Below are 19361 nucleotides of genomic sequence, written 5' to 3'. Positions count from 1 at the left end.
CCCCCCAGCCGGGTATCGGGCCCTGCCGGCAGGGCCCGATACCCGGCTGGGGGGAGGGGGCTGGGGGAGGGGGTGGGTCAGAGGTCGCCGAAGGTGTCGTAGCGGATGTTGGCGGGGGGCACGTCGTGCTGGGCCAGGGTGCGCAGAATGGAGCGGACCATCGGGGCGGAGCCGGAGACGAAACAGTCGTGCGTGGTCCAGGGGCCGTACCGGGACAGGACCTCGGCAAGATCGCCCCGCTCGCCGGTGAACTCGTCGTCGACGCTGCACGAGGGGAGCACCGACAGCCAGGGATGCCGGGCGGCGAGTTCGTACAGTTCGGTGAGGCCGTACAACTCGTCCTGGCTGTGGCCGCCGAAGAAGACGTGCACCCAGCGGGTGCGGTTGTAGAGGGTCAACTCCTCGACCAGCGCCTTGATCGGGGCGAGGCCGACGCCTCCGGCGACGCAGAGGATGTCCCGGTTCGACTTGCGGTCGAGGACCATCGAGCCCATCGGGGCCGCCAGCCGGAGCAGATCACCCGGCTTGATCTTGCGGACCAGGCTGCTGGACACCCAACCGGCACCGACCGCCCGTACGTGGAACTCCAGCACGTTCTCCTCGGTCGGCGCGTTCGCGATCGAGTACGTACGCCACAGTCGTGGCTGGTAGCGGGGCACCTCGATGCTGACGTACTGACCGGCGCGGTAGGGCAACGGGAACTGGAGCGGGCGGCAGGTGAAGACGGCGACGTCCCGGCCCCGCCGTTCGTGGGTCAGCACCTCTGCGTGCCAGAACGGAGGATTGGCGTCGTCGGCGGCGCCCGCGATCATCTTCTCCGCGATCAGCGCGTACGCGTCCCGCCATGCCTGGTCGTACTCGATGGTCCACTCATCGCCCCCTGCGGTGCGCAACGCCACCAGGAGCGCCTCGCCGACGAGCGCGTAGTGCTCCGGGCTGACGTGGTACTTCCGGTGGTCGCGACCGAGCCCGCCCAGGTAGTCGGCGAACCGCTCCGGATCGTCGATCGTCTGCATCGAGGTGATGATCGCTTCCAGCAGCCGATCCCGCTGACCATCCATCTGTACGGGAAACAGTTCGCGCAGTTGCGGATTGGAGAGGAAGAGGCGGGCGTAGAAATGTCCTGCGATCTTGGCCCGGTCCTCCTCGACCAGGGTCCAACTCTCCTTCAACACCTGCGCCAGGTTGTCCATTGCGCCCTTCTCGATGACGACGTGCGGCCGGCGCACGTGCGAGCTGATCGGATGGCGGGACCATGGGGCTGTCCGTCACGATCAGGATGGACACTCTCCGTGGATGTTGGTCGCACAGAATGTGCGATCGGCTCCGACGGGGTGGTGGCGCGCGGAACTTTCGGGTCCAGGGGCGGTCGATCGTGGCGCCCTGAGGCAGAGTGGTCGGGTGACGGTAGAGCTCGCCCGGCCGGTGTCCCGCCGGATCCTCGGCACCGAGGTGCTGCTGGTCCTCGGTGTTTCCCTCGGTCAGTCCGCGATCTACGCGGCGGTGAACATCGTCGGCCGGCTCACCGCCGACCGGCCCCTGTCCCAGCAGACCGCGACCCTCAACGCGTCACAGTCGACCCGACCGTGGCTCGACCTCACGTACCAGCTGCTGAACATCCTGTTCGCGCTGGTTCCAGTGCTGCTCGCCGTACACCTGCTCAACCGCGACCGGGGCGACGCCCGACTGACGCTCGGCCTGGACGCGCGGCGGCCGGGCCAGGACCTGGCCCGCGGAGCGGGGCTGGCCGCGCTGATCGGACTGCCCGGCCTCGGCCTGTTCTACGTCGCGGCCAAACTGGGGATCAACGTCTCGGTGGTCCCGGCCGCTCTGCCCGATATCTGGTGGGCTGTCCCGGTGCTGGTGCTGGCCGCCGCGCAGAACGCGATCCTGGAGGAGATCGTTGTGGTCGGTTACCTGGTGACCCGGCTGCGCGATCTTGGTTGGCGGGTCGGCACGGTGATCGCGACGAGCGCGCTGCTGCGCGGTTCGTACCACCTGTACCAGGGCTTCGGCGCGTTCGTCGGCAACGCGATCATGGGCGTGATCTTCAGCCTCTTCTACCTGCGGACGAAGCGGGTCCTGCCGCTGGTGGTCGCGCACACGCTGCTCGACGTGGTCGCCTTCGTCGGCTATTCGGCGCTGCCGTCGAGCTGGCTCGACTGGTTGTAGTCGAGCTGGCTCGACTGGATCCAGTCGACGCGGCCGGGGTTACCGGGACCGGTTTGCCGGGATGTCGGATGCCGCCGGATCTCGCCCAGCCGGCAGGTTCACGCGTCGGTGATCGTCGGCCGGCTGTTGTTCGTGGCGGTGGCGACGGCGCGGAAGCGGGTCACGGCCCGCGCGGCCAGCCGCTGGGCGGCGGCCGAGTCGCCCGCGGCGGCGGCGAGCACGGCGGCGCCGGGCAGCATTCGTGCCGCCAGCCGCAGCATCATCCAGCCACCGGCCTGCGCGGCGAGCGGTGCGGCCAACCGCCAGCCCGCCTCCGCCAGCCGGTGCAGGTTGCCGTCCTCACCATCCGGCGTGGCCGTCACGGCCGCGTCGAGCGCCTCGTGGGCACTGCGGTCGTCGGGATGCACCTGGGTCAGGACCAGCAGGTCGACCGCGCGCTCCGGGTCGGTCGGATCCAGGCCGTACGCGGCGGCGAGATGCAGCACCAACTCGGCCTGGGTCCAGGAGACCGCCGCCAGTTCGGCGAGCGGTGCGAACAGGCCGGCGGCGGCCGACACCGCGCCGCCCGCCCCGGCCAACCGGACGAAGCGGGCGGTGACCAGCCGGGCCAGGCCATCGGTCGTCGCGGTGGGATAACTGCCCCGGGTACGCACCGACCACGCCCGAGCCGTCGGCCCGAGCGCGCGTACGGCGGCGAGAGCCAGCAACTCGGGCGCGAAGCCGGGGTGCTCGAACAGCCGTGCGCCGATCGGCGGTACGGGCGGCGTTGGCGTTTCCGGGACGGGGCCGGGCAGCGGTACGGCCCGTCTGGGTGCTCTCGCCTTGACGGGTTTTGGGCCGGAGGTCTCGTCTGCTGCCCCTGCGACGGCGGTCTCATCCGCTCGTTTGGTGGCGGCGGTCTTGCGGCCAACTCGTTTGGCCGGTGCCGGTGCCGGTGCCGGTGCCGGTGCCGGTGCCGGTGCGGCTGCCGTTGTCGGTGTCGGTGTCGTCGTGGCTGCGGGTGGCTTTTTGCGGGCGGGAGTCGCCTTCTTGGCGGGAGTCGCCTTCCGGGCGGCGGGGGCGGCCTGGGTCTGCTTGGGCGAGGGCGGCGGTGGGTCGTCCGTGGCGTCGGGAGTGGGGGCGCGACCATCGGCCTCGACGGGAGGCGGCGACGGGTGTGGCGGCCGCTCCTCGGGTGGGGGCTGGAAGAGGACCGGGGGCGCTGCCCTGGCCGTACGCGCGGTGGCCGGCGGTGGTGGATCCGGCTGCGGGGGGGCAGCGAAGGCCGCCTTCGGGGTACGGGAGCGGGGCGCCGACTTCGCCTGCGGTCGGCGGCCGGGCGCTGGGTCGGTGGGCGGCTGCTCCTCCATGCCCAGCGAGCCTAGTCCGGTTGTGCGAGGTTCACCTCCCGGAAAGTTGGCGGGTACGAGCCACGGGGTGGCGAGTCACGGCGCGCCGCGTACGCCGCGCGGGATACTCGCTTTGCCTCGCCGGGTAGGGGACCTGTATTCTCGATCGGCGGTGGTCTGCTGGCCACCGGGGAGACTTCGCCTAGTCTGGTCTATGGCGCCGCACTGCTAATGCGGTTGGGGTCTTAAAGCCCCTCCCGGGTTCGAATCCCGGAGTCTCCGCGCGAGATTGGTTTGTGTATGCTGATCGAGCACATGCGCCCGTAGCTCAACGGATAGAGCATCTGACTACGGATCAGAAGGTTAGGGGTTCGAGTCCCTTCGGGCGCACAGGATCAAAAGGGGTCTGACCTGCTGGAATGGCAGGCAGGCCCCTTGCTTGTTTCGTCCCTTGTGGACGGTCGGGTGCTCGGTGGGTGCTCCTGCGACGAGCATCCCTCACGTCCCGGCCTGTCCAGTAGCGAGCCGTCCTGTCCGGGCGAGTTTTGATCTTGGTGTGCCCCGTTCCCCTGAAAGCCCAAATGGTGGGACAGCGGTTTGTGGGCGAGGTGCTGCTCCTTGCTGGTCCGAGATCGTGGCGCTGGCGGTGCATCTTCGTTCTTCCGGCGCGCGGCGCCAGGGCGGCCCGCTGTCGCTGATATCCGTTAATGTCATCTTGCCGTGAGGGGAACGTAGCGAGCGGTGATCATCCTCCTCCGATCGCGATGGAGGCCCTCCCGGTGGATCCGCAGTAACTCAAGGAGGTAAAGCGGGCGCTTGGACGGCGGCTCGCCGCGTGGCGCAAGACGCGTGGCCTGATCCAGGATGACGTGGCGCGGCTGGTGCGCAGCACTCGGAGCGCGGTCGCCGGGGTCGAGCGCGGAGAGCAGGTGGTGGACCGGGTCTCTTGGGTGCAGTGCGAGTCGCTTCTCCAGGCGGGCGGCGAGCCCGGGTCCGCCAGACGATCGACCGCCTCACTGCGCTCGGTAACAGGGTGAGCACCTACCCGCGCGGCGAACTGAGGGATGCGCAGTGAGCCGACAGAGCGGAACGGCGGGCGAGCCCATCGCCCAGACCCGATCGAGGCCCGACAACCGTGCAGCAGGTCGACCACATCCCTGCCTCCCAGGGGCGGACCTGCTTGGGCCCCAAGCGCCTCGCTGACACTGTCGCAGAATTTGCTGCGGCCAACAGCACCACGGAACCCCGGGCTGACGCCCGTCTGTCCCGGTCGACCACCTCCGCCTCCGGCGGTTGCCGTATATGCAGTTGAACTGTATATGCTGCGGCAATGGCGAAGGTTTCCATGCATGAGTCCACCTATCTGATACTCACCGCGCTCGTCGAGGCCCCACGGCACGGATATGCGCTCCTCGACGAGGTCCGCCGAATCTCCGACGGGCGCGTCGACCTGCGCGCCGGCACCCTCTACGCAGCCCTCGACCGGCTGCGGACCGACGGTCTCGTCGACATCGAGCGCGAGGAACAGGTGCAGTCCAGGTTGCGCCGGTACTACCGACTCACCGCCCTGGGGGCGCGTCGACTGGCCGAGGAGTCGGCGCGTCTGCGCAGCAACGCCGACGCAGCGAGCGTCCGACTACGCCGTGCCGGTCTCATCTTCGACGGCGGTGCGGCGTGACGTTGGACCACGTCTACCGACGGCTGATGGCCTGTTATCCCCGCGCCTACCGGCGGCAGTACGAGGACGAGATGATCGGCGTGCTGCTGGACGACGCGGCCCCGGACCAGCGCAGACCTGCGGCGCGAGACGTGCTCGCCCTGCTCGGCGGGGCGCTCCGGGCGCATCTCCGCCAGGCTGGTGCTCGATACTCGGCCGACCCGTGGCGGGAGGCGGCGCAGGCGCTCGCTCTGATCGCCGCGCTGGTGTTGTTCGTGCGCGCTGCGCGCGTACCGGTGCTGCACCTCACCACGCTCGCGGACAGCTACCCAGGTGGGATCGGCGAGGAGTTCGTCTTCTGGCCGGGTGGCCTGGTGTCGGGGCTGTGGCTCATCGTGGCGGTGTCGACCGTGGTCGGCTGGGCCCGGGTGGCAGCCGCGATCGCCGGCTGCGGAGCGGTGTTCGAGGTGGTTCGGGTCGCTGCGGACTACGGGCAACATTCCACCGTGTTCAATCTGTGGCCCGCCGTACTCGCCGCGATGGTCCCGCTGGCGCTGGTGGTCCGCGCTCCTCGTTCCGCGTCGGCTGCCCTCGCGCGCTGGCGGCTTGGCGTGCTGGCGGCTGCGACGCTGGTCAGCGTCGCAGCGCCGAGCGTCGCCTGGGTGACGGCCGCTGATCGTTCGACGGCGCCCATTCACGGCACCTGGATCTTCACCGTCGGCGTCGGTCGGATCGAGGCAATCCTGCTGACGGCGGGATACCTGCTCTTCGCTCTTGTCATCCTGTCGACGCCGGCGGTGATGCGGCGACGCCTGCTCGCACTGGTGGTTCCGGTGGGTGTCACGCTGCTGCTCACCCGGGTGGGGTTCGGCACCACGGGGACGTTCCGGGAACGTTCCACCCACGACGGTGTCCTCGCCGCGCTCACCCCGGCGCAGTGGCTGGTGCTGGTGCTGACGCCCACCCTGTTCTTCGCGGTGGCGGTGGCGATCCTGCACCACTGGGAACGGCCGGGCAGCCAGGGGGCGTGAGGAGGGCCGCGCCAGACAGCCACAGCAAAAGATCGGCTCGGTTTTCAGGAAATCGGGGCGTCCGCTGGCCCTCGGACCTTCCGGAACCCAGGAAAACCGAGTCGACCTTGCGGCGAGGCAAGCAGGCGGCGCGGCCTGCGGGTCAGTACGACCTGCCCTGGCCGAGGATGTGTTGGGCCACGAAATTGAGGATCATCTCGCGGATAAGTAGCCAAGCCCTCACTACCAGGCGAGACCCTCGATCGTCTCGTTGTCCACGGGTGCACTTCGAAGGCCGCTCCTGACCAACTCGCGACCTGGCTCGGATTCTGCCCTCTCTGCCACCAACTTGTACCAACCTAACAATGCACTACTGCCGGGCCCTGGCGAGTACGAGTCGACGCCCCCGGAGACGGCGCACGCCCCGTTGGCCGGTCACCGGCCAACGGGGCGTGCGTGAACAGGTTGGATCAGGCGACGAAGCGCATCCGACGCCGCCGGGCCAGCACGAAGCCGACCGCACCGGCGCCGAGCACCAGCACGCCCACACCGGCCATGAGGCCGGCCGAGGCGCCGGTGATCGGCAGGCCGCCCTCACCGCCACCGGTACCGCCGTCCCCGCCGCCGTCGCCGGTGGCGTTGACCAGGATCTTGGCGATGTCGTTCGAGGGGTCCAGGTCCCCGGAGAAGTAGTACTCGCACTCGCACTTGGGGTTGGCCGTGACCTGACCGGCCGCGTCGGCGATCACCTGGTCGACCCGGAAACCGAAGTCGAAGGTGCGCTTCTCGCCCGCAATGCTGATCGACTCGGAGTAGCACCGGTAGCTGGCCGCGCCAACCTTGCCCGGGTTCTCCCAGTCGACCTCGTCACCCTTGTACGGGACACATTCCTCGGGCACCGTCACGGCGGTCGTACCGGCCGGCACCTTGATGTCCACGGAGGTGACCGCACCGCCTCGCCGGCTGACGTCGATCGTCGCCGGACCGTTGTTCTGGAACCCGATGGTCGCCGGGACGACCTTGCCGGCCTCGCCGGAGATGCTGGCGCCGACCGCGGAGAGGTCGGCACCGTTGTTGCCGGTGACGGTGACCTCGAGGTTGCTCCAGTTGTTGGTCGGATCGGTGTCGGCCTGCGCCCTGCGACCGCTGGCGTTGGCGCTGGCCAGCTCCGTCAACTTGAGCTCACCGCCATTGCCCGGCTTGCCGATCTCCGTACCGATGGCCTTGAGGTAGGCGGAGAAGTCCTCGAACTCCGCGGCGGTCAGCCAGGAAACCTCGCCGTACTCGCTGCCCGGCGCGTACGTGTCGGCGCCCAGCACGTACGGCAGGGAAGCGGTGTACGAACTGCCGGCGGCCAGCGGCTCGTCGAAGTAGCAGGAGCGGAGTTCGTCCTTCACGTACGTGCAGTTACTGAACTGCTTGTCCGCGCGAATCGCGTAGTCGTTGAAGAAGAGCGCGTTGGTACCGGTGACCGTGGTCCCGCCGACGTTGCGGACGGTGGTCGGGGTGGTGAACTTCCCGCCTGGCTTCGACGTCACCTGCTGCTCGACGCCGCCGGCCAGGTCCACGCCCTCGCCGATCCGGATCCGCGACTCGTGGGTGACGCTGTCGAAGCCGGCCGCGTCGAAGCTGACCTTCAGGGTGCCCTCGACGCCGTCCTTGACGCCCTCGACGGGGGCGATGGTGACGGCGTAGTACCCGGATGCACCCCACTCGTCGACGTAGTCGACGTGTTCCAAACCTGCTGGGTACGAGCAGACGAGGCGGTTCGAGCCGGCCGGCGCGCACGTCTCGGGGCTGTCCTCGGAGTCGGAGACTCGTACCTTGCCGGCCAGGTCGCTGAAGTCGTACGTGATTTTGACGCCGTGCAGGGCGAGCGGCTCGGAGCCGTACAGGATCGGGGAATCCACGATGCCCGGGCCGTCCGCCGCGATCGTGCTGTCCAGGAAGTAGACGCCGAGGCTGGGCTGCTCGGGCGCCGCGGTCGCCGGAGCAGCGGTGGTGACCAGCGCGCCGACGACGCCAAACCCGGCGAGCCAGCGCCGGGTATTGGTGTTACGCATGAAAGGGGTCCTCCCGTGGGGGTACAGGTGAAGCCCCCGGAGCGTACGGGCGGATAGATCGAAAGATCGCCCTGCGGGGGCACTTCTGGCCGAACGGTCAATCATGAAAGCCTTCTCGTACTTATCCACAAAGGTGTCGCGACTCCGCATTCCTTTCCCCGTCCGTGTTTTCGTGGACACCCTGCGCGCAATGGGCCATGACCGAAAAGTTCTGTGAATACCAATGGGCCCGCTGAGCGATGTCCTCGGTGCACCGCTGGTGACACTGCGCACCCGAAGTGCGATGACACTCGGCGGCGCCGGTTCGGCCGCGCGCCACCATTCAGAGCCGAGTGGATCACCGCCGATGCCACATAGGACGATGCCGTTCGCCGGTGGCGGGGTCGGTGGGTAGGTGGCTCGTTCCGACGACTGAGACGCACGTCACACCCGGCCGAGAACCGGGGCGGGGGCGGTGAACGTCTAGCCGGGTGTGAGTAGACGTGACGCTGTGAGCGAATCGCAGCCGGACGACGAGGCGCTGCTGCGCCGTATCGCCCGAGGCGATCGGGCCGCGTTCGACGATTTCTATCGTCGTACCGCGCCGTGGCTCGCCGTGCGGTTGCGTCGACGGTGCGCCGACGACGACCTGGTGACCGAGGTGATGCAGGACGCGTACGTCGCGGTGTGGCGGTCGGCGTCCGGCTACGCGGGCGCCCTGGCCGGGGGCAGTGCCGCCGGCTGGCTCTGGACCATCGCGGCCCGGCGCCTCGTCGACGCGTACCGGGTGCGGGGCCGGCGGTCGGCACCGGTCGCCGCCCCGCCGCTGAGCGACCTGACCGTCCCGGCAGCTGAGGACGAGGTCGTCGGCCGGGTCATGGACGACCCGGTCGCGAGCGCGGTCCGCGATCTCGCACCGGAACTTCGTGAGGTGGTGCAGGCAATGGTTCTCGACGAACTGTCGGTACGCGAGACGTCGGCACTGCTCGGGGTGCCGGAGGGCACGGTCAAGACCCGCGCCCGGCGCGCCCGGGCGCTGCTGCGGGAGGTGCTGTCATGACGGCCGACCACGCCCCGAGCGGGCTGCTCGCCCGGTACGCCTCGGGCGACGATCTGCCACCGGACGCCGTCTGGGCGCTGGAGGTGCACCTGGACGGCTGCGCCGACTGCCGGCTCCGGCTCGCCGAGGCCGTCGAGGCGGGCGCACCCGCAGTGGCGTCCATTGTCGACACCGTCTGGGCCGCGGTGGAGCCGGTCGTGCAGGCGGAGCCCGCGCCACGGCGTCGCCGGTGGCCGGCGGTGCTGCGCTGGGCCGCCCCCGCGGCGCTGCCCTGGCTGGTGATGACGGTCCTGGTCCCGCTCGCGGCAATGCTGCTGGACCTGGCGGCGGAGGGGATCGGGTCGGACCGGCCGTCGCTGCTGCTGCTCGTCGCGCCGGTGGTGCCCATGCTGGGGGTGGCGGCGTCGTGGACCCGGTACCTCGATCCCGCGTACGAACTGGTCGCCAGCATGCCGAGGGCCGGGCTCGGGTTGGCGCTGCGCCGTACCCTTGCCGCTCTTGTCCTGGTCATGCCGCCACTCACGGCCGCCAGCGCGGTGGTCGGCGCGACGCCGGTGCGCTGGCTGCTGCCGAGCCTGGTGTTCGTGGTCGGCGCGCTCGCGCTCGGCGCGTTCATCGGGGTCGGCCGCGCGGCAGTCGTCGTCACCGTCGGCTGGGTCGGCGCCGTGGTGGCGCCGAGCCTGGCCTGGTCACGGATTCCGGCCGCACTCGACCCCGACAGCACCCCGGTGTGGGCGGTCTGCGCCGTGCTCGCCGCCGGTGCCGTCTTCCTGTGGCGCGATGCCTTCCAGCGCACCACCAGCCATCGATGAGGAGATCACATGGTACGCACGGTGAGCGCCGAGGAGACGGCGCCGACAACGTACGCCTGGCCGATCCACGCCCAGGGGCTGTCCCTGCGGGCCGGACGACACACCGCCGTCAACGCACTCGACCTCGCACTGGGGGTTGGTGTGCACGGGTTGCTCGGCCCGAACGGCGCCGGTAAGACGACGCTGATCCGGGCGCTCGCCACCGTCCTGCGGCCGGCCTCCGGTCAACTGGAGATCCTCGGCCAGACCGTCAACTCCGGCGGGGACCTGCGGGCGGTCCGGCGGGCGCTCGGCTACCTGCCGCAGGAGTTCGGGTACTACCGGCGGTTCACCGTCCGGGAGTTCCTCGAATATGTCGCGTGGTTGAAGGAGATGCCGCCGCGCGACGTACCGGACGCGGTGCAACGCGCGATCGACCGGGTCGATCTCACGTCGCGGGCCGGCAGCACGATGCGGTCGCTCTCCGGCGGCATGCTGCGCCGCGTCGGCATCGCCCAGGCGATCGTGAACGAACCGACCGTCCTGCTGCTGGACGAGCCGACGGTCGGCCTCGACCCCGAGCAACGGATGACCATCCGGGCGATGCTGCGCGACGTCGGCCGCGACACCTGCGTGGTGGTCGCCACGCACCTGGTGGAGGACGTGGCCGCGGCGTGCACCGACGTGGTGCTGCTGCACGAGGGCCGCCTCGTCTTCCAGGGGGTGCCCGACGACCTGACAGTCGCGGCCGCCACGGATCCGGAAGCCAACGGTGACAGCGACATGGAACGCGGATACGCGGTGCTGATGCGCCGCCACCGCGAGACGGGTGGTGTGCGATGACCCGCCGGATCGCCTGGATCGAGCTGCGCCGCTCCGCCGCGCTGTGGATCGGTGTGCTCACCGCTGTCCTCGCCTGGGTGATGACGCGTGACCCGGAGCGCTGGGACGGGCTCTGGATGGCGACGGTGCTCGCGCACCACAACATGCTGTGGGCGATCTGGCCGCTGGTCCTGGCCGCCGGTGCCTGGCAGGCGCGGCGCGACCGGGCGGCCCGGATGACGGACCTGCTGACGTCGACGCCGCGTTCCGGCGCCGGCCGGGTGGCTCCCCTGACGGTGGTCGTCGTGGGGTGCCTGGCCGGCGGGTACGCGCTGGGCCTGCTCGACGGTCTCGTCCGGGCGATGCTGACCGCCTCGTACCGGCCTCCGGATTGGTACTGGCCGGTCCTGGTCGGCGCGCTCGGTGTCGCGGCGGCGGCGGTGCTCGGCCTCGGCCTCGGTCGGCTGATGCCGTCACGGCTGACCGCACCGCTGCTGGCCCTCGGTGGGCTCGTCGCGGTCGTCGTCCCGCAGGTGCTCTGGGAGGACGCCGGTCCCCGGGCGCTGCTGCTGATCCCCGGCTACCTCGGGCTCACCGACGACTACTCCACGGTGGCGTGGCGCAGTGTCGCCGGGCAGGCGGCGTGGTTCGTCGCACTCGCCGCCACCGGCTGGGCACTGCTGGTTGCCGGTACGCGTCGGACGAAGCTGCTCGCCGTACTGCCTGCGGTCCTCGGCCTGGCCCTCGCCCTGGCCGTGCTGCCGCCGGCCGACCGCGCGGCACCCCGCGACCCGCTCGCCGCCGAACTGGTCTGTGCCGACGGGGAACCACGGGTCTGCGTCACCCGGCTGTACGAGCCGATCCTGCCGCAACTCGTCGAGCCGGCCCGGCGAGCGCTGACCGTACTCGGCCGCCTGCCCCACCCGCCGACCGCCGTCGTCCAGGAAGCCGCGACGTACGGCGACTTCGTCCGGCAGCGCCCGGACACCGTCCATTTGAGCCTGACGATGGGCGGCGACGGGACGATCAGCACCGGTGGCGCCTCGATCGAGGAGGACATCCTCGACGGGGCCGGCACCTGGAAGTGTGGCGCCGCCGCCGACGACACCGATACGTGGACCCGCATCGACGCCGCCCGAGCCGCCGCCGGACTCTGGCTGCGGGGCGCGGACGCCGCGCCGGAGTACCTGTGGACGCCGGTTCGCGAGCTGGCCGACCGGGCGTTGGCAGACCTGCGAACACTGCCCGTGGAGGCGCAGTCGGCACGGGTGGCCGCCATGCGCGACGCCGCCCTCGACTGCCGACCGGACCTGTACGACGTCCTCACCACCGCCTGATGTCCGGCGCCGCCCGGCCCAATGGCTCTGACCACCTGGGCTGCCTATCCCTGACAGGATGTGGTTGGGGCTGGGCGGGCTCGCAATACCGTGAGTCATAGACGCGAAACGACAGCTCGGCGTACGCGGCCGCACCGTCTACGTGCTCAGTGCCGCGTACACCACCGCGCCCGATCCCAACCTGGCGCTGGCCACCCTGCCGCGTCACTGACCGGAGGACGGTGGAGATTCGCCCGCACGCGATCGAGCTCGGCGACGTCGAGTGTGGGCGGTCAGGTGAGGGTGAAATTGACCGTCGAGGTCTGTCCGACCGTCACGGTGGCGGGCTGCGGTGCGGCCCGGCCCGTGATCGAGGTGCCTCCGGTACGGATGTGGAACTCGTAGCGGCCGGGTTCCAGGTTCCACTGGAAGACGCCCTTGGCATCCGTGGTGACGACCAGTTGGGGGACTGGTTTGGCGGGATTGTCCACTGACTTCACGTCGATTCCCACGCCGGGCACCGGCGAGCCGTCGGTGCGGACGACCGTGCCGGTGACCATGCCCCGATTGGTCGACCGGCTGGGGTCGGCCGGCGGATGGGTCGCGGAGACCGGTGCGTCGCCGGGTCCGCCGGACATGCCGGGGGAGGTGGAGGAGGGCTGGCCGCAGGCCGACAGTGCGGTGGCGGCGAAGAGCGCCGTGACGAGTACGCGAACTCGGGTTGACCGCATCGCTGGCTCCTTATCAGGATCTGGGCAAGCTGACGTACGTGCGGCCCGCCCCGGTTCGGTCGTCAATACAGACAGTAAGGCAATGGCTACATCCCGACATGTGAACGGGTGGGCCGGGGGAACTGCCCCGGCCCACCCGCTGATCGGTCAGGCGCCGCTCCGGCCAGCGATTTGTCGAACCTCGCCTCGGTGATGCGGGTTCCGTGGTAATGGAGAGCGCTGCCCCGGCAGAAAGGTCGGCTGGCGTCCGGCCGCGACGTCCCCGATCCCCCGCCGAGCCGGCCTGTCGGCGCGCGGCGTGAGCATGATGTGCGACGGTGTGTGCGGGATGGTGCCGCAAGCCGTTGTCGCGGCCGGTCGGCCGGCCATCGGGTCGGAGCGACCATGGGGGTAGGAGAGACAACCGATGACGGACCGCTCGTCCGCACCACCGCCGGGCCGGCGGGTGACGCTCGGGAGTTATCCGACACCCGTCGAGCCCGCACCACGACTCGCCGAGGCCATCGGGCTCGCTCCCGGCGCACTGTGGATGAAGCGGGACGATCTCGGCGGTCTCGGAGGTGGCGGCAACAAGGTTCGCAAACTCGAACGGACCATCGGCACCGCGCTCGCCAACGGTGCCGACACGCTCGTCACGACCGGTGCCCCGCAGAGCAACCACGCCCGGCTCACCGCCGCCGCGGGTGCCCGGTCCGGCCTGCGGGTGGTGCTGGTCTTCCCCGGCGAACCGGGCGGCTCCCGCTCCGGCAACCTCGCCCTGGACGGCCTCTTCGGCGCACAGGTCCACTGGGCCGGTGACGTCGACCGGGGCCAACTCGCCACGGTGGCCGCCGACGTCGTCGCCGAGCTGCGCCGCAACGGGGCCAGCCCCGAGCTGATCCCGTTCGGCGGCTCCAACGCCGTCGGAGCGTACGGGTATGTCGAGGCGGGTCGGGAACTGCTGGACCAGGTGCCCGACCTCGACGTGGTGGTGGTCGCGCTGGGCTCCGGCGGAACCATGGCCGGACTGGTCGTGTCCGTCGGCGCCGACCGGGTGCTCGGCGTCGACGTCGGCGCCCTGGACGAACCGGCCGAGGCAGTCGCCGCCCTCGCCGGCCGGGTCGGCGGGACGGGTGTCTCCGTCGACCGGCTGCGCATTCGGCGCGACCAGGTCGGTGCCGGTTACGCCCAGCTCACCCCGGCGTCGGCCGAGGCACTCGAACTGACCGCGCGCAGCGAGGGCATCGTGCTCGACCCGATCTACACCGGCCGGGCGATGGCGGGCCTGATCGCCGCCGTACGGGACGGGGACATTCCCCTGGACACCAAGATCGCCTTCCTGCACACCGGGGGCCTGCCCGGACTGTTCGGGCACGCCGACACCGTCAGCCGGGCCGAGTCGGCGCTTCGCCGTTACCGGCCGGGCCCGGCCGCGACCGGTTTCTGACGGGTGCGGCCGACGACGTCTGCCGCCGGCCGTGGGGCCCTACCGTCGTACGGGTGCAGCCGGGTTCGCGCCGCTCAGCACCAGCTCAGGCTGGAGGGCTCCGGGTGATGTTGGTGTTGGTCACCGTCAGGTTCTGGAACGTGATGCCCGACGAGATCGGAAACTCCGTACGCGCGGCGACCCGGACCTCACCGCCACCGGTGACCGTCCCGGACACCCCGGCGATCGTCACGTTGTAGCAGTTCTCCACCAGGTTCCAGTTGTTTCCGGTGTTCGAGATGGTCACCCGGTCGATGACGGCCCCACCGGTCTCCGAGACACAGAAGATCCCGCGCCCGCCACCACGGGCGACGACGGTGCCGACCCGGATGTTCGTCGGGTAGCCACTGCCGATCCGCACCCCGAGGCCACCGGACAGTCGCATGTCGATCTGGCCCAGGGTCAGGTTGTTCATCAATATGATGACCGAGATTGTGTGCCCTACCGCCGCGTACGCGACGCGGTGCCCGCCGACAGGGTGCCGCCGGAGATCCGGGTCAGGAACTCGAAGTTGCTGCCGGACTTGCGGAGCTGGTCGAGGAGCTGTTCGAGGGACTGCTGCGGCTCCTGGCCGCTGAACGCGCGGCGCAGCCGGCCGACGATGGCCAACTCCTCCGGTGCCAACAGGACCTCTTCCATCCGGGTGCCCGAGGAGTGGATGTCGACCGCCGGGAACATCCGCTTCTCGGCGAGCTTCCGGTCCAGGCGCAGTTCGGCGTTGCCAGTGCTCTTGAACTCCTCGAAGATGACCGAGTCCATCGTCGAACCGGTGTCGACCATGGCCGTGGCGATGATGGTCAACGAACCGCCGTTCTCCATGTTCCGGGCCGCGCCGAGCAGCCGCTTCGGCGGGTGCAGCGCGGCCGAGTCGATGCCACCGGACATGGTCCGGCCACCGGTCGGCGCCGCCAGGTTGTACGCCCGCGCCAGCCGGGTGATCGAGTCAAGCAGCACCACCACGTCCTGGCCGAGCTCGACCAGCCGCTTCGCCCGCTCGATGGCCAACTCGGCGACCGTGGTGTGGTCCTGGGTCGGCCGGTCGAAGGTCGAGGCGATCACCTCGCCCTGGACCGACCGTTGCATGTCGGTGACCTCTTCGGGGCGCTCGTCCACCAGCACCACCATCAGGTGACACTCGGGGTTGTTCCGGCTGATCGCGTTCGCGATCGCCTGCATGACCATGGTCTTACCCGCCTTCGGCGGCGAGACGATCAGCGCCCGCTGACCCTTGCCCAACGGCATCACCAGGTCGATCAGGCGGGTGGTGAGCAGGTGCGGCTCGGTCTCCAGGCAGAGCCGTTCCTGCGGGTACAGCGGGGTCAGCTTGTAGAAGTCCGGGCGCCGCCGAGCCTGCTCCGGATCGGCACCGTTGACCGAGTCCAACCGGACCAGCGGCTGGTGCCGGCGCTGGTCGTCGTCGGGGGCGGGACGGGCCGCGCCCGTCACGGCGTCACCCCGGCGCAGGCCGTACTTCCTGGCCTGGGTGATGGAGACGTACACGTCGTCCGGGCCGGGCAGGTATCCACTGGTGCGGACGAAACCGTGGTTCTCCTGGAGATCGAGGATTCCGGAGACCGGTACGAGCACCGTGTCGTCGCCGATCCGGGTCTCGTCGTGACCCTCGGCACCGCGTACGCGGTCACGGGTGGTCCGGGTGCGGCGGCTGTTGTTGGTGTTACCGGTCCGGCCGTCCGCCCGACGGGGAGACCGGGTGGACCGACGGGCGGTGCCGCCCGACGGGGCGTCGTCGAATCCGGCGCCCCGGTGGGGTGTACGCGGTGCGGTGGAGTGCTGGTCTACCAGCGAATCGGTGGCAGTCATTGCCTCTCCCTGGGAAGGTGTTGTCCGCTCCGCGCCGATCCGGGTCGCTCCGGCGGACGGTCCGGCTGACCGGCGGTGGTCGCCGGTGGGTTGCCGGTGCTCGGGCGATCCCGGCTTCGTGGCCGGGATGGCTCGGGCGGGTGGCGGGGTGGTGCTGGACGACCGAGGGATCGAGGCCCTCAGCGGGATGTGCGTCGGCACATCGGCGGAAGCAGTTCGTAAGCTCCGGCGGAATCGATTCGCCGGTGATCATGTGATCTGATCATGCGAGCCGCGCTCGTGAAAAGGAAATCACACGCCCTGGGTCGGAGTCTTTCGCCGACACCCGCAGGGGTGCACTGCCGCCAACGTAACGCGATTTGCCGGCGATGGCAAGCTTCGCCCGGTCAGGGCATCAGGACGATCTTGCCACGGGTGTGCCGCTGCTCCAGCTCCCGGTAGGCCTCGCGGACCTGGTCCAACGGGTAGGTGCGGGCGATCGGGAGCTCCAGCCGCCCCTCGTCGACCATCCCGGCGAGTTCGGCGAGCACCTCCGCTCTCGCCCCCTCGCTGTTCGCCGCGGTCTTCGTGCCGTACTTCTGCGCGGCGGCGAAGTTGATGATCGTGTCGATTCGGTCGGGTTTCACCCCGAGGGTGACGGCGAGGTCGACATAGCCGTCGCCGAAGGTGTCGACGAAGGCGTCGACCGGGCCGTCGGCCGCCGCCCGGACCCGTTCGGCCATGCCCTCGCCGTACGCGACCGGGGTGACGCCGTGGTCGGCGAGCCAGTCGTGGTTCGCCGGTCCGGCCAGCCCGATCACGCTCGCCCCGGCGTTGCGGGCCAACTGGACGGCGATCGAACCGACCCCGCCCGCGGCTCCGGAGACGACAACGGTGTCGCCCTCGACGACCCCCACCGCGTGCACCGCCGCGTACGCCGTGGTCCCCACCACGGGCAGCGCGCCGGCCACCTCCCAGGGCATCCCCGACGGTCGGCGGACAACCTGGTCGGCCGGTACGGCGACGAACTCGGCCTGGCTCGCCCGCTCGTCGGTGAACCCGAACACCTCGTCGCCGACCGCGAACGCGTCGACGCCGGGACCGAGTTCGGCCACCGTACCGGCGAGGTCGCTGCCCTGTCCGGAGGGGAAGGTGGTCGGGTACCGGCCCTCCATCAGGCCCTGCCGGATCGCCGCCTCACCGGGGTTGATGCCGGCGGCGACCACGTGGACGAGAACCTGTCCGGCGGCGGGCACCGGACGGTCGACCTCCACCACCCGCAGTACGTCGATTCCACCGTACGCATCGTATTTGACCGCTTTAGGCATTGTTATGGGTGCTCCTTCGCCGCGATATCCGTCGGACACCATGACTCTGACAGCATCGGCGGTGGCCCGGAGGCGGATGGCCGGACTCGCCGCCGCTGTCCAGAACTCACCGGGAACATCGCCGGACACCCGCACTTTCGCCATCCTGACGCCATGCGTAACCGATTCATCCGCGCCGGGACGGTGGTGCTGCTCGCGGCCGCCTTCGTCGGCGTCGTCACCACCCCCGCCATCGCGGCACCACCGTGCAACGTGCCCAACCCGCCACCGATCTGCGACCCGGTCGACGACTACGGCACCCCCACCGTCACGCTCGGCACCCCGGTCCGCAGCCCCGCCGGTCTCGCCGTCAGCGGCACCGCGAGGGACCCGGACGGATCCGGCCCGGTCCAGGTGCAGATCAAGATTCAGGGCGTGGTCGTCGGCACGTTCTCGGCCAACCCGTCGACCAGGGCGTACTCCGGAACCGTGCCGGCGCGGGCGGGCAGCACCGTCTGCGCGGTAGCCGTGAACCAGAACGAGGGCCGGGACGCGTCGGCCTGCCGTACCTTCACCGTGGCACTCGACCCGATCGGATCGGTCGACGAGGTCTCGCCCGGACCGGCCGGCCTGCTGGTACGAGGCTGGGCGATCGACCCGGACACCGCCAACCCGATCGACGTGCACGTCTACCTCGACGGGACCCACGTCCGTACGGTCAACGCCAACGGCAGCCGCCCGGACGTCGCCGCCGTGCACCCGGCGTACGGCGCCGCCCACGGCTACGAGCTAACCGTGCCCGCCGGGCCCGGTACGCACAGCGTCTGCGTGTTCGGCATCAACGTCGGCGCCGGCTCGGGCAACCCCCAGCTCGGCTGCCGTACGGCCACCCAGGGCAGCCCGCCGGCGGCACCCGACATCCAGGTCAACGCCTCCCAGACGGTGCCGACGATCTACCTGTACGTGCAGCCGCGCAGCACGAACGCGAGCGGCTTCGTCGTCGAGCGCTCGGTCGGCGGCAGCGCCGGTCCCTGGGTGCAGGTGCACAGCAACAACCGGACCGGTGACACGGCGTTCAGCTGGGACGACACCAACGTGGCCCAGGGCCAGCAGTACTGCTACCGGGTCCGGGCCGACAACCCGTACGGCTCGGCCACCTCGGCCGTCGTCTGCCGGGACCTTCCGCTGCCCGCCCTGCCCCGCCCGACCAACGTCTCGGTGACCGGGGTGACCGAGACCTCGATCGTGCTGCACTGGTTCGACAACGCCGTCGGCGAGACCCAGTACCGGGTCGACCACGTCGGCGTGAACACCATGTACGCGCCGGGCACGGCCGGCACCGGGCCGATGACGTTCACGGTGAACAACCTCCAGCCCGCGACCCGGTACTGCTACAAGATGGGTCCGATCAAGGCGGGATTCGGCTACGACCCGGCGCCCGAGATCTGTGCCACGACGGCCAGCCCGCCCCCGCCGCCGCCGGTCACGGTCAAGACCGTCAACCTCTGGAACTGCGCGTCAAGCGGCGCGTCCGGTGGTGTCTGGCTCTACGACCACGGCTTCGGTACCTGGACCCGGGCCGCTTCGGCACCGAGCAGTTGGGTCCGGGGTAGCTGCGGGACGGCGTACTCCGGGCCGGCGGCCAGCGTGAACCTGCCCGAGGGGCGGATCGTCACCGTGGCCCTGGTGATCACGGGCAACAGGTTCTGCCCCACCGAGGACCCGACCACCACCGGCTGCCGGCACTGGGAGGCCGGTCCGGTGCTCGGCGGTTCCAAGGGCATCACCACCTACGACGTCATCGGCTGAGTCGCCGAACCGTCGAGACGGGTGCCGGTCGGGTCGGGGGGCCCGACCGGC

Annotated in this window: 16 protein-coding genes, 2 tRNA genes and 1 pseudogene; 12 read left to right on the top strand and 7 right to left on the bottom strand. The window is 70.4% G+C overall.

The features are described 5' to 3' along the window. Window positions 1-77: 77 nt before the first annotated feature. On the bottom strand, window positions 78-1193 hold the full coding sequence (locus tag ACZ6QQ_RS00170) for a globin domain-containing protein (RefSeq protein WP_465873075.1): 1116 nt from the start codon (window positions 1191-1193) through the stop codon (window positions 78-80). A gap of 208 nt (window positions 1194-1401) precedes the next feature. Between ACZ6QQ_RS00170 and ACZ6QQ_RS00165 the strand changes: the two genes are divergently transcribed. Continuing rightward, window positions 1402-2172 (top strand): CPBP family intramembrane glutamic endopeptidase, encoded by a 771-nt coding sequence (locus ACZ6QQ_RS00165; protein ID WP_465873074.1) that lies wholly within the window; start codon window positions 1402-1404, stop codon window positions 2170-2172. A 98-nt stretch (window positions 2173-2270) separates the two neighbouring features. Here the strand turns inward: ACZ6QQ_RS00165 and ACZ6QQ_RS00160 are convergent, their stop codons facing one another. After that, the gene (locus tag ACZ6QQ_RS00160; protein WP_465873073.1) at window positions 2271-3521 is read right to left on the bottom strand and encodes a hypothetical protein; all 1251 of its coding nucleotides are present in this window, start codon (window positions 3519-3521) and stop codon (window positions 2271-2273) included. 170 nt (window positions 3522-3691) lie between these two features. On the opposite strand from ACZ6QQ_RS00160, the gene ACZ6QQ_RS00155 reads away from it, so the two are divergent. The 5 genes from ACZ6QQ_RS00155 (at window position 3692) to ACZ6QQ_RS00135 (ending at window position 6188) form a co-directional block, all read left to right on the top strand. Beyond that, window positions 3692-3782: transfer RNA gene (locus ACZ6QQ_RS00155), tRNA-Ser, on the top strand. Between the two features lie 35 nt (window positions 3783-3817). Then, window positions 3818-3890: transfer RNA gene (locus ACZ6QQ_RS00150), tRNA-Arg, on the top strand. 479 nt (window positions 3891-4369) lie between these two features. Beyond that, entirely contained in the window at window positions 4370-4537 is a 168-nt protein-coding gene (locus ACZ6QQ_RS00145; RefSeq protein WP_465873072.1) for a hypothetical protein, read from the top strand. A gap of 293 nt (window positions 4538-4830) precedes the next feature. Further along, window positions 4831-5178, top strand: a complete 348-nt coding sequence (locus ACZ6QQ_RS00140) for a PadR family transcriptional regulator (protein ID WP_465873071.1) — start codon at window positions 4831-4833, stop codon at window positions 5176-5178. Next, entirely contained in the window at window positions 5175-6188 is a 1014-nt protein-coding gene (locus ACZ6QQ_RS00135) for a hypothetical protein (RefSeq protein WP_465873070.1), read from the top strand. Before ACZ6QQ_RS00140 ends, ACZ6QQ_RS00135 begins: the two co-directional genes overlap by 4 nt. A gap of 449 nt (window positions 6189-6637) precedes the next feature. On the opposite strand, the gene ACZ6QQ_RS00130 is transcribed toward ACZ6QQ_RS00135, so the two are convergent. After that, window positions 6638-8230, bottom strand: a complete 1593-nt coding sequence (locus ACZ6QQ_RS00130) for an LPXTG cell wall anchor domain-containing protein (RefSeq protein WP_465873069.1) — start codon at window positions 8228-8230, stop codon at window positions 6638-6640. 490 nt (window positions 8231-8720) lie between these two features. Between ACZ6QQ_RS00130 and ACZ6QQ_RS00125 the strand changes: the two genes are divergently transcribed. Genes ACZ6QQ_RS00125 through ACZ6QQ_RS00110 form a run of 4 tightly spaced genes read left to right on the top strand, consistent with a single transcriptional unit; the run spans window position 8721 to window position 12219 of the window. Beyond that, the gene (locus tag ACZ6QQ_RS00125; protein ID WP_465873068.1) at window positions 8721-9269 is read left to right on the top strand and encodes an RNA polymerase sigma factor; all 549 of its coding nucleotides are present in this window, start codon (window positions 8721-8723) and stop codon (window positions 9267-9269) included. Beyond that, the gene (locus ACZ6QQ_RS00120; protein WP_465873067.1) at window positions 9266-10081 is read left to right on the top strand and encodes a zf-HC2 domain-containing protein; all 816 of its coding nucleotides are present in this window, start codon (window positions 9266-9268) and stop codon (window positions 10079-10081) included. Before ACZ6QQ_RS00125 ends, ACZ6QQ_RS00120 begins: the two co-directional genes overlap by 4 nt. A 9-nt stretch (window positions 10082-10090) precedes the next feature. Then, a complete protein-coding gene (locus ACZ6QQ_RS00115) occupies window positions 10091-10903 on the top strand; it encodes an ABC transporter ATP-binding protein (RefSeq protein ID WP_465873066.1) in 813 nt (270 codons plus the stop codon). Further along, window positions 10900-12219 (top strand): hypothetical protein, encoded by a 1320-nt coding sequence (locus ACZ6QQ_RS00110; protein ID WP_465873065.1) that lies wholly within the window; start codon window positions 10900-10902, stop codon window positions 12217-12219. The genes ACZ6QQ_RS00115 and ACZ6QQ_RS00110 overlap by 4 nt, the downstream gene beginning before the upstream one ends. A 272-nt stretch (window positions 12220-12491) precedes the next feature. Here ACZ6QQ_RS00110 and ACZ6QQ_RS00105 read toward each other — a convergent pair whose 3' ends face one another. After that, window positions 12492-12929, bottom strand: a complete 438-nt coding sequence (locus ACZ6QQ_RS00105; RefSeq protein WP_465873064.1) for a carboxypeptidase-like regulatory domain-containing protein — start codon at window positions 12927-12929, stop codon at window positions 12492-12494. Between the two features lie 406 nt (window positions 12930-13335). Between ACZ6QQ_RS00105 and ACZ6QQ_RS00100 the strand changes: the two genes are divergently transcribed. Further along, window positions 13336-14355 (top strand): D-cysteine desulfhydrase family protein, encoded by a 1020-nt coding sequence (locus tag ACZ6QQ_RS00100; RefSeq protein ID WP_465873063.1) that lies wholly within the window; start codon window positions 13336-13338, stop codon window positions 14353-14355. A gap of 85 nt (window positions 14356-14440) precedes the next feature. Here ACZ6QQ_RS00100 and ACZ6QQ_RS00095 read toward each other — a convergent pair whose 3' ends face one another. The 3 genes and pseudogenes from ACZ6QQ_RS00095 to ACZ6QQ_RS00085 all read right to left on the bottom strand — a co-directional run bounded on the left by ACZ6QQ_RS00095 (window position 14441) and on the right by ACZ6QQ_RS00085 (window position 17522). After that, on the bottom strand, window positions 14441-14809 hold the full coding sequence (locus ACZ6QQ_RS00095; protein ID WP_465873062.1) for a hypothetical protein: 369 nt from the start codon (window positions 14807-14809) through the stop codon (window positions 14441-14443). A gap of 26 nt (window positions 14810-14835) precedes the next feature. After that, window positions 14836-16158: pseudogene (gene rho / locus ACZ6QQ_RS00090) on the bottom strand (transcription termination factor Rho); the annotation flags it as partial. Between the two features lie 443 nt (window positions 16159-16601). Continuing rightward, window positions 16602-17522: an NADP-dependent oxidoreductase gene (locus ACZ6QQ_RS00085; protein ID WP_465873061.1), complete on the bottom strand. Its 921-nt coding sequence runs from the start codon at window positions 17520-17522 to the stop codon at window positions 16602-16604. Between the two features lie 153 nt (window positions 17523-17675). On the opposite strand from ACZ6QQ_RS00085, the gene ACZ6QQ_RS00080 reads away from it, so the two are divergent. Then, window positions 17676-19310, top strand: a complete 1635-nt coding sequence (locus tag ACZ6QQ_RS00080; protein ID WP_465873060.1) for a fibronectin type III domain-containing protein — start codon at window positions 17676-17678, stop codon at window positions 19308-19310. Window positions 19311-19361 lie beyond the last annotated feature (51 nt).

It is taken from the genome of Micromonospora sp. NPDC049529 (assembly GCF_055586685.1).
This window is presented reverse-complemented; position numbering and strand designations above follow the sequence as displayed.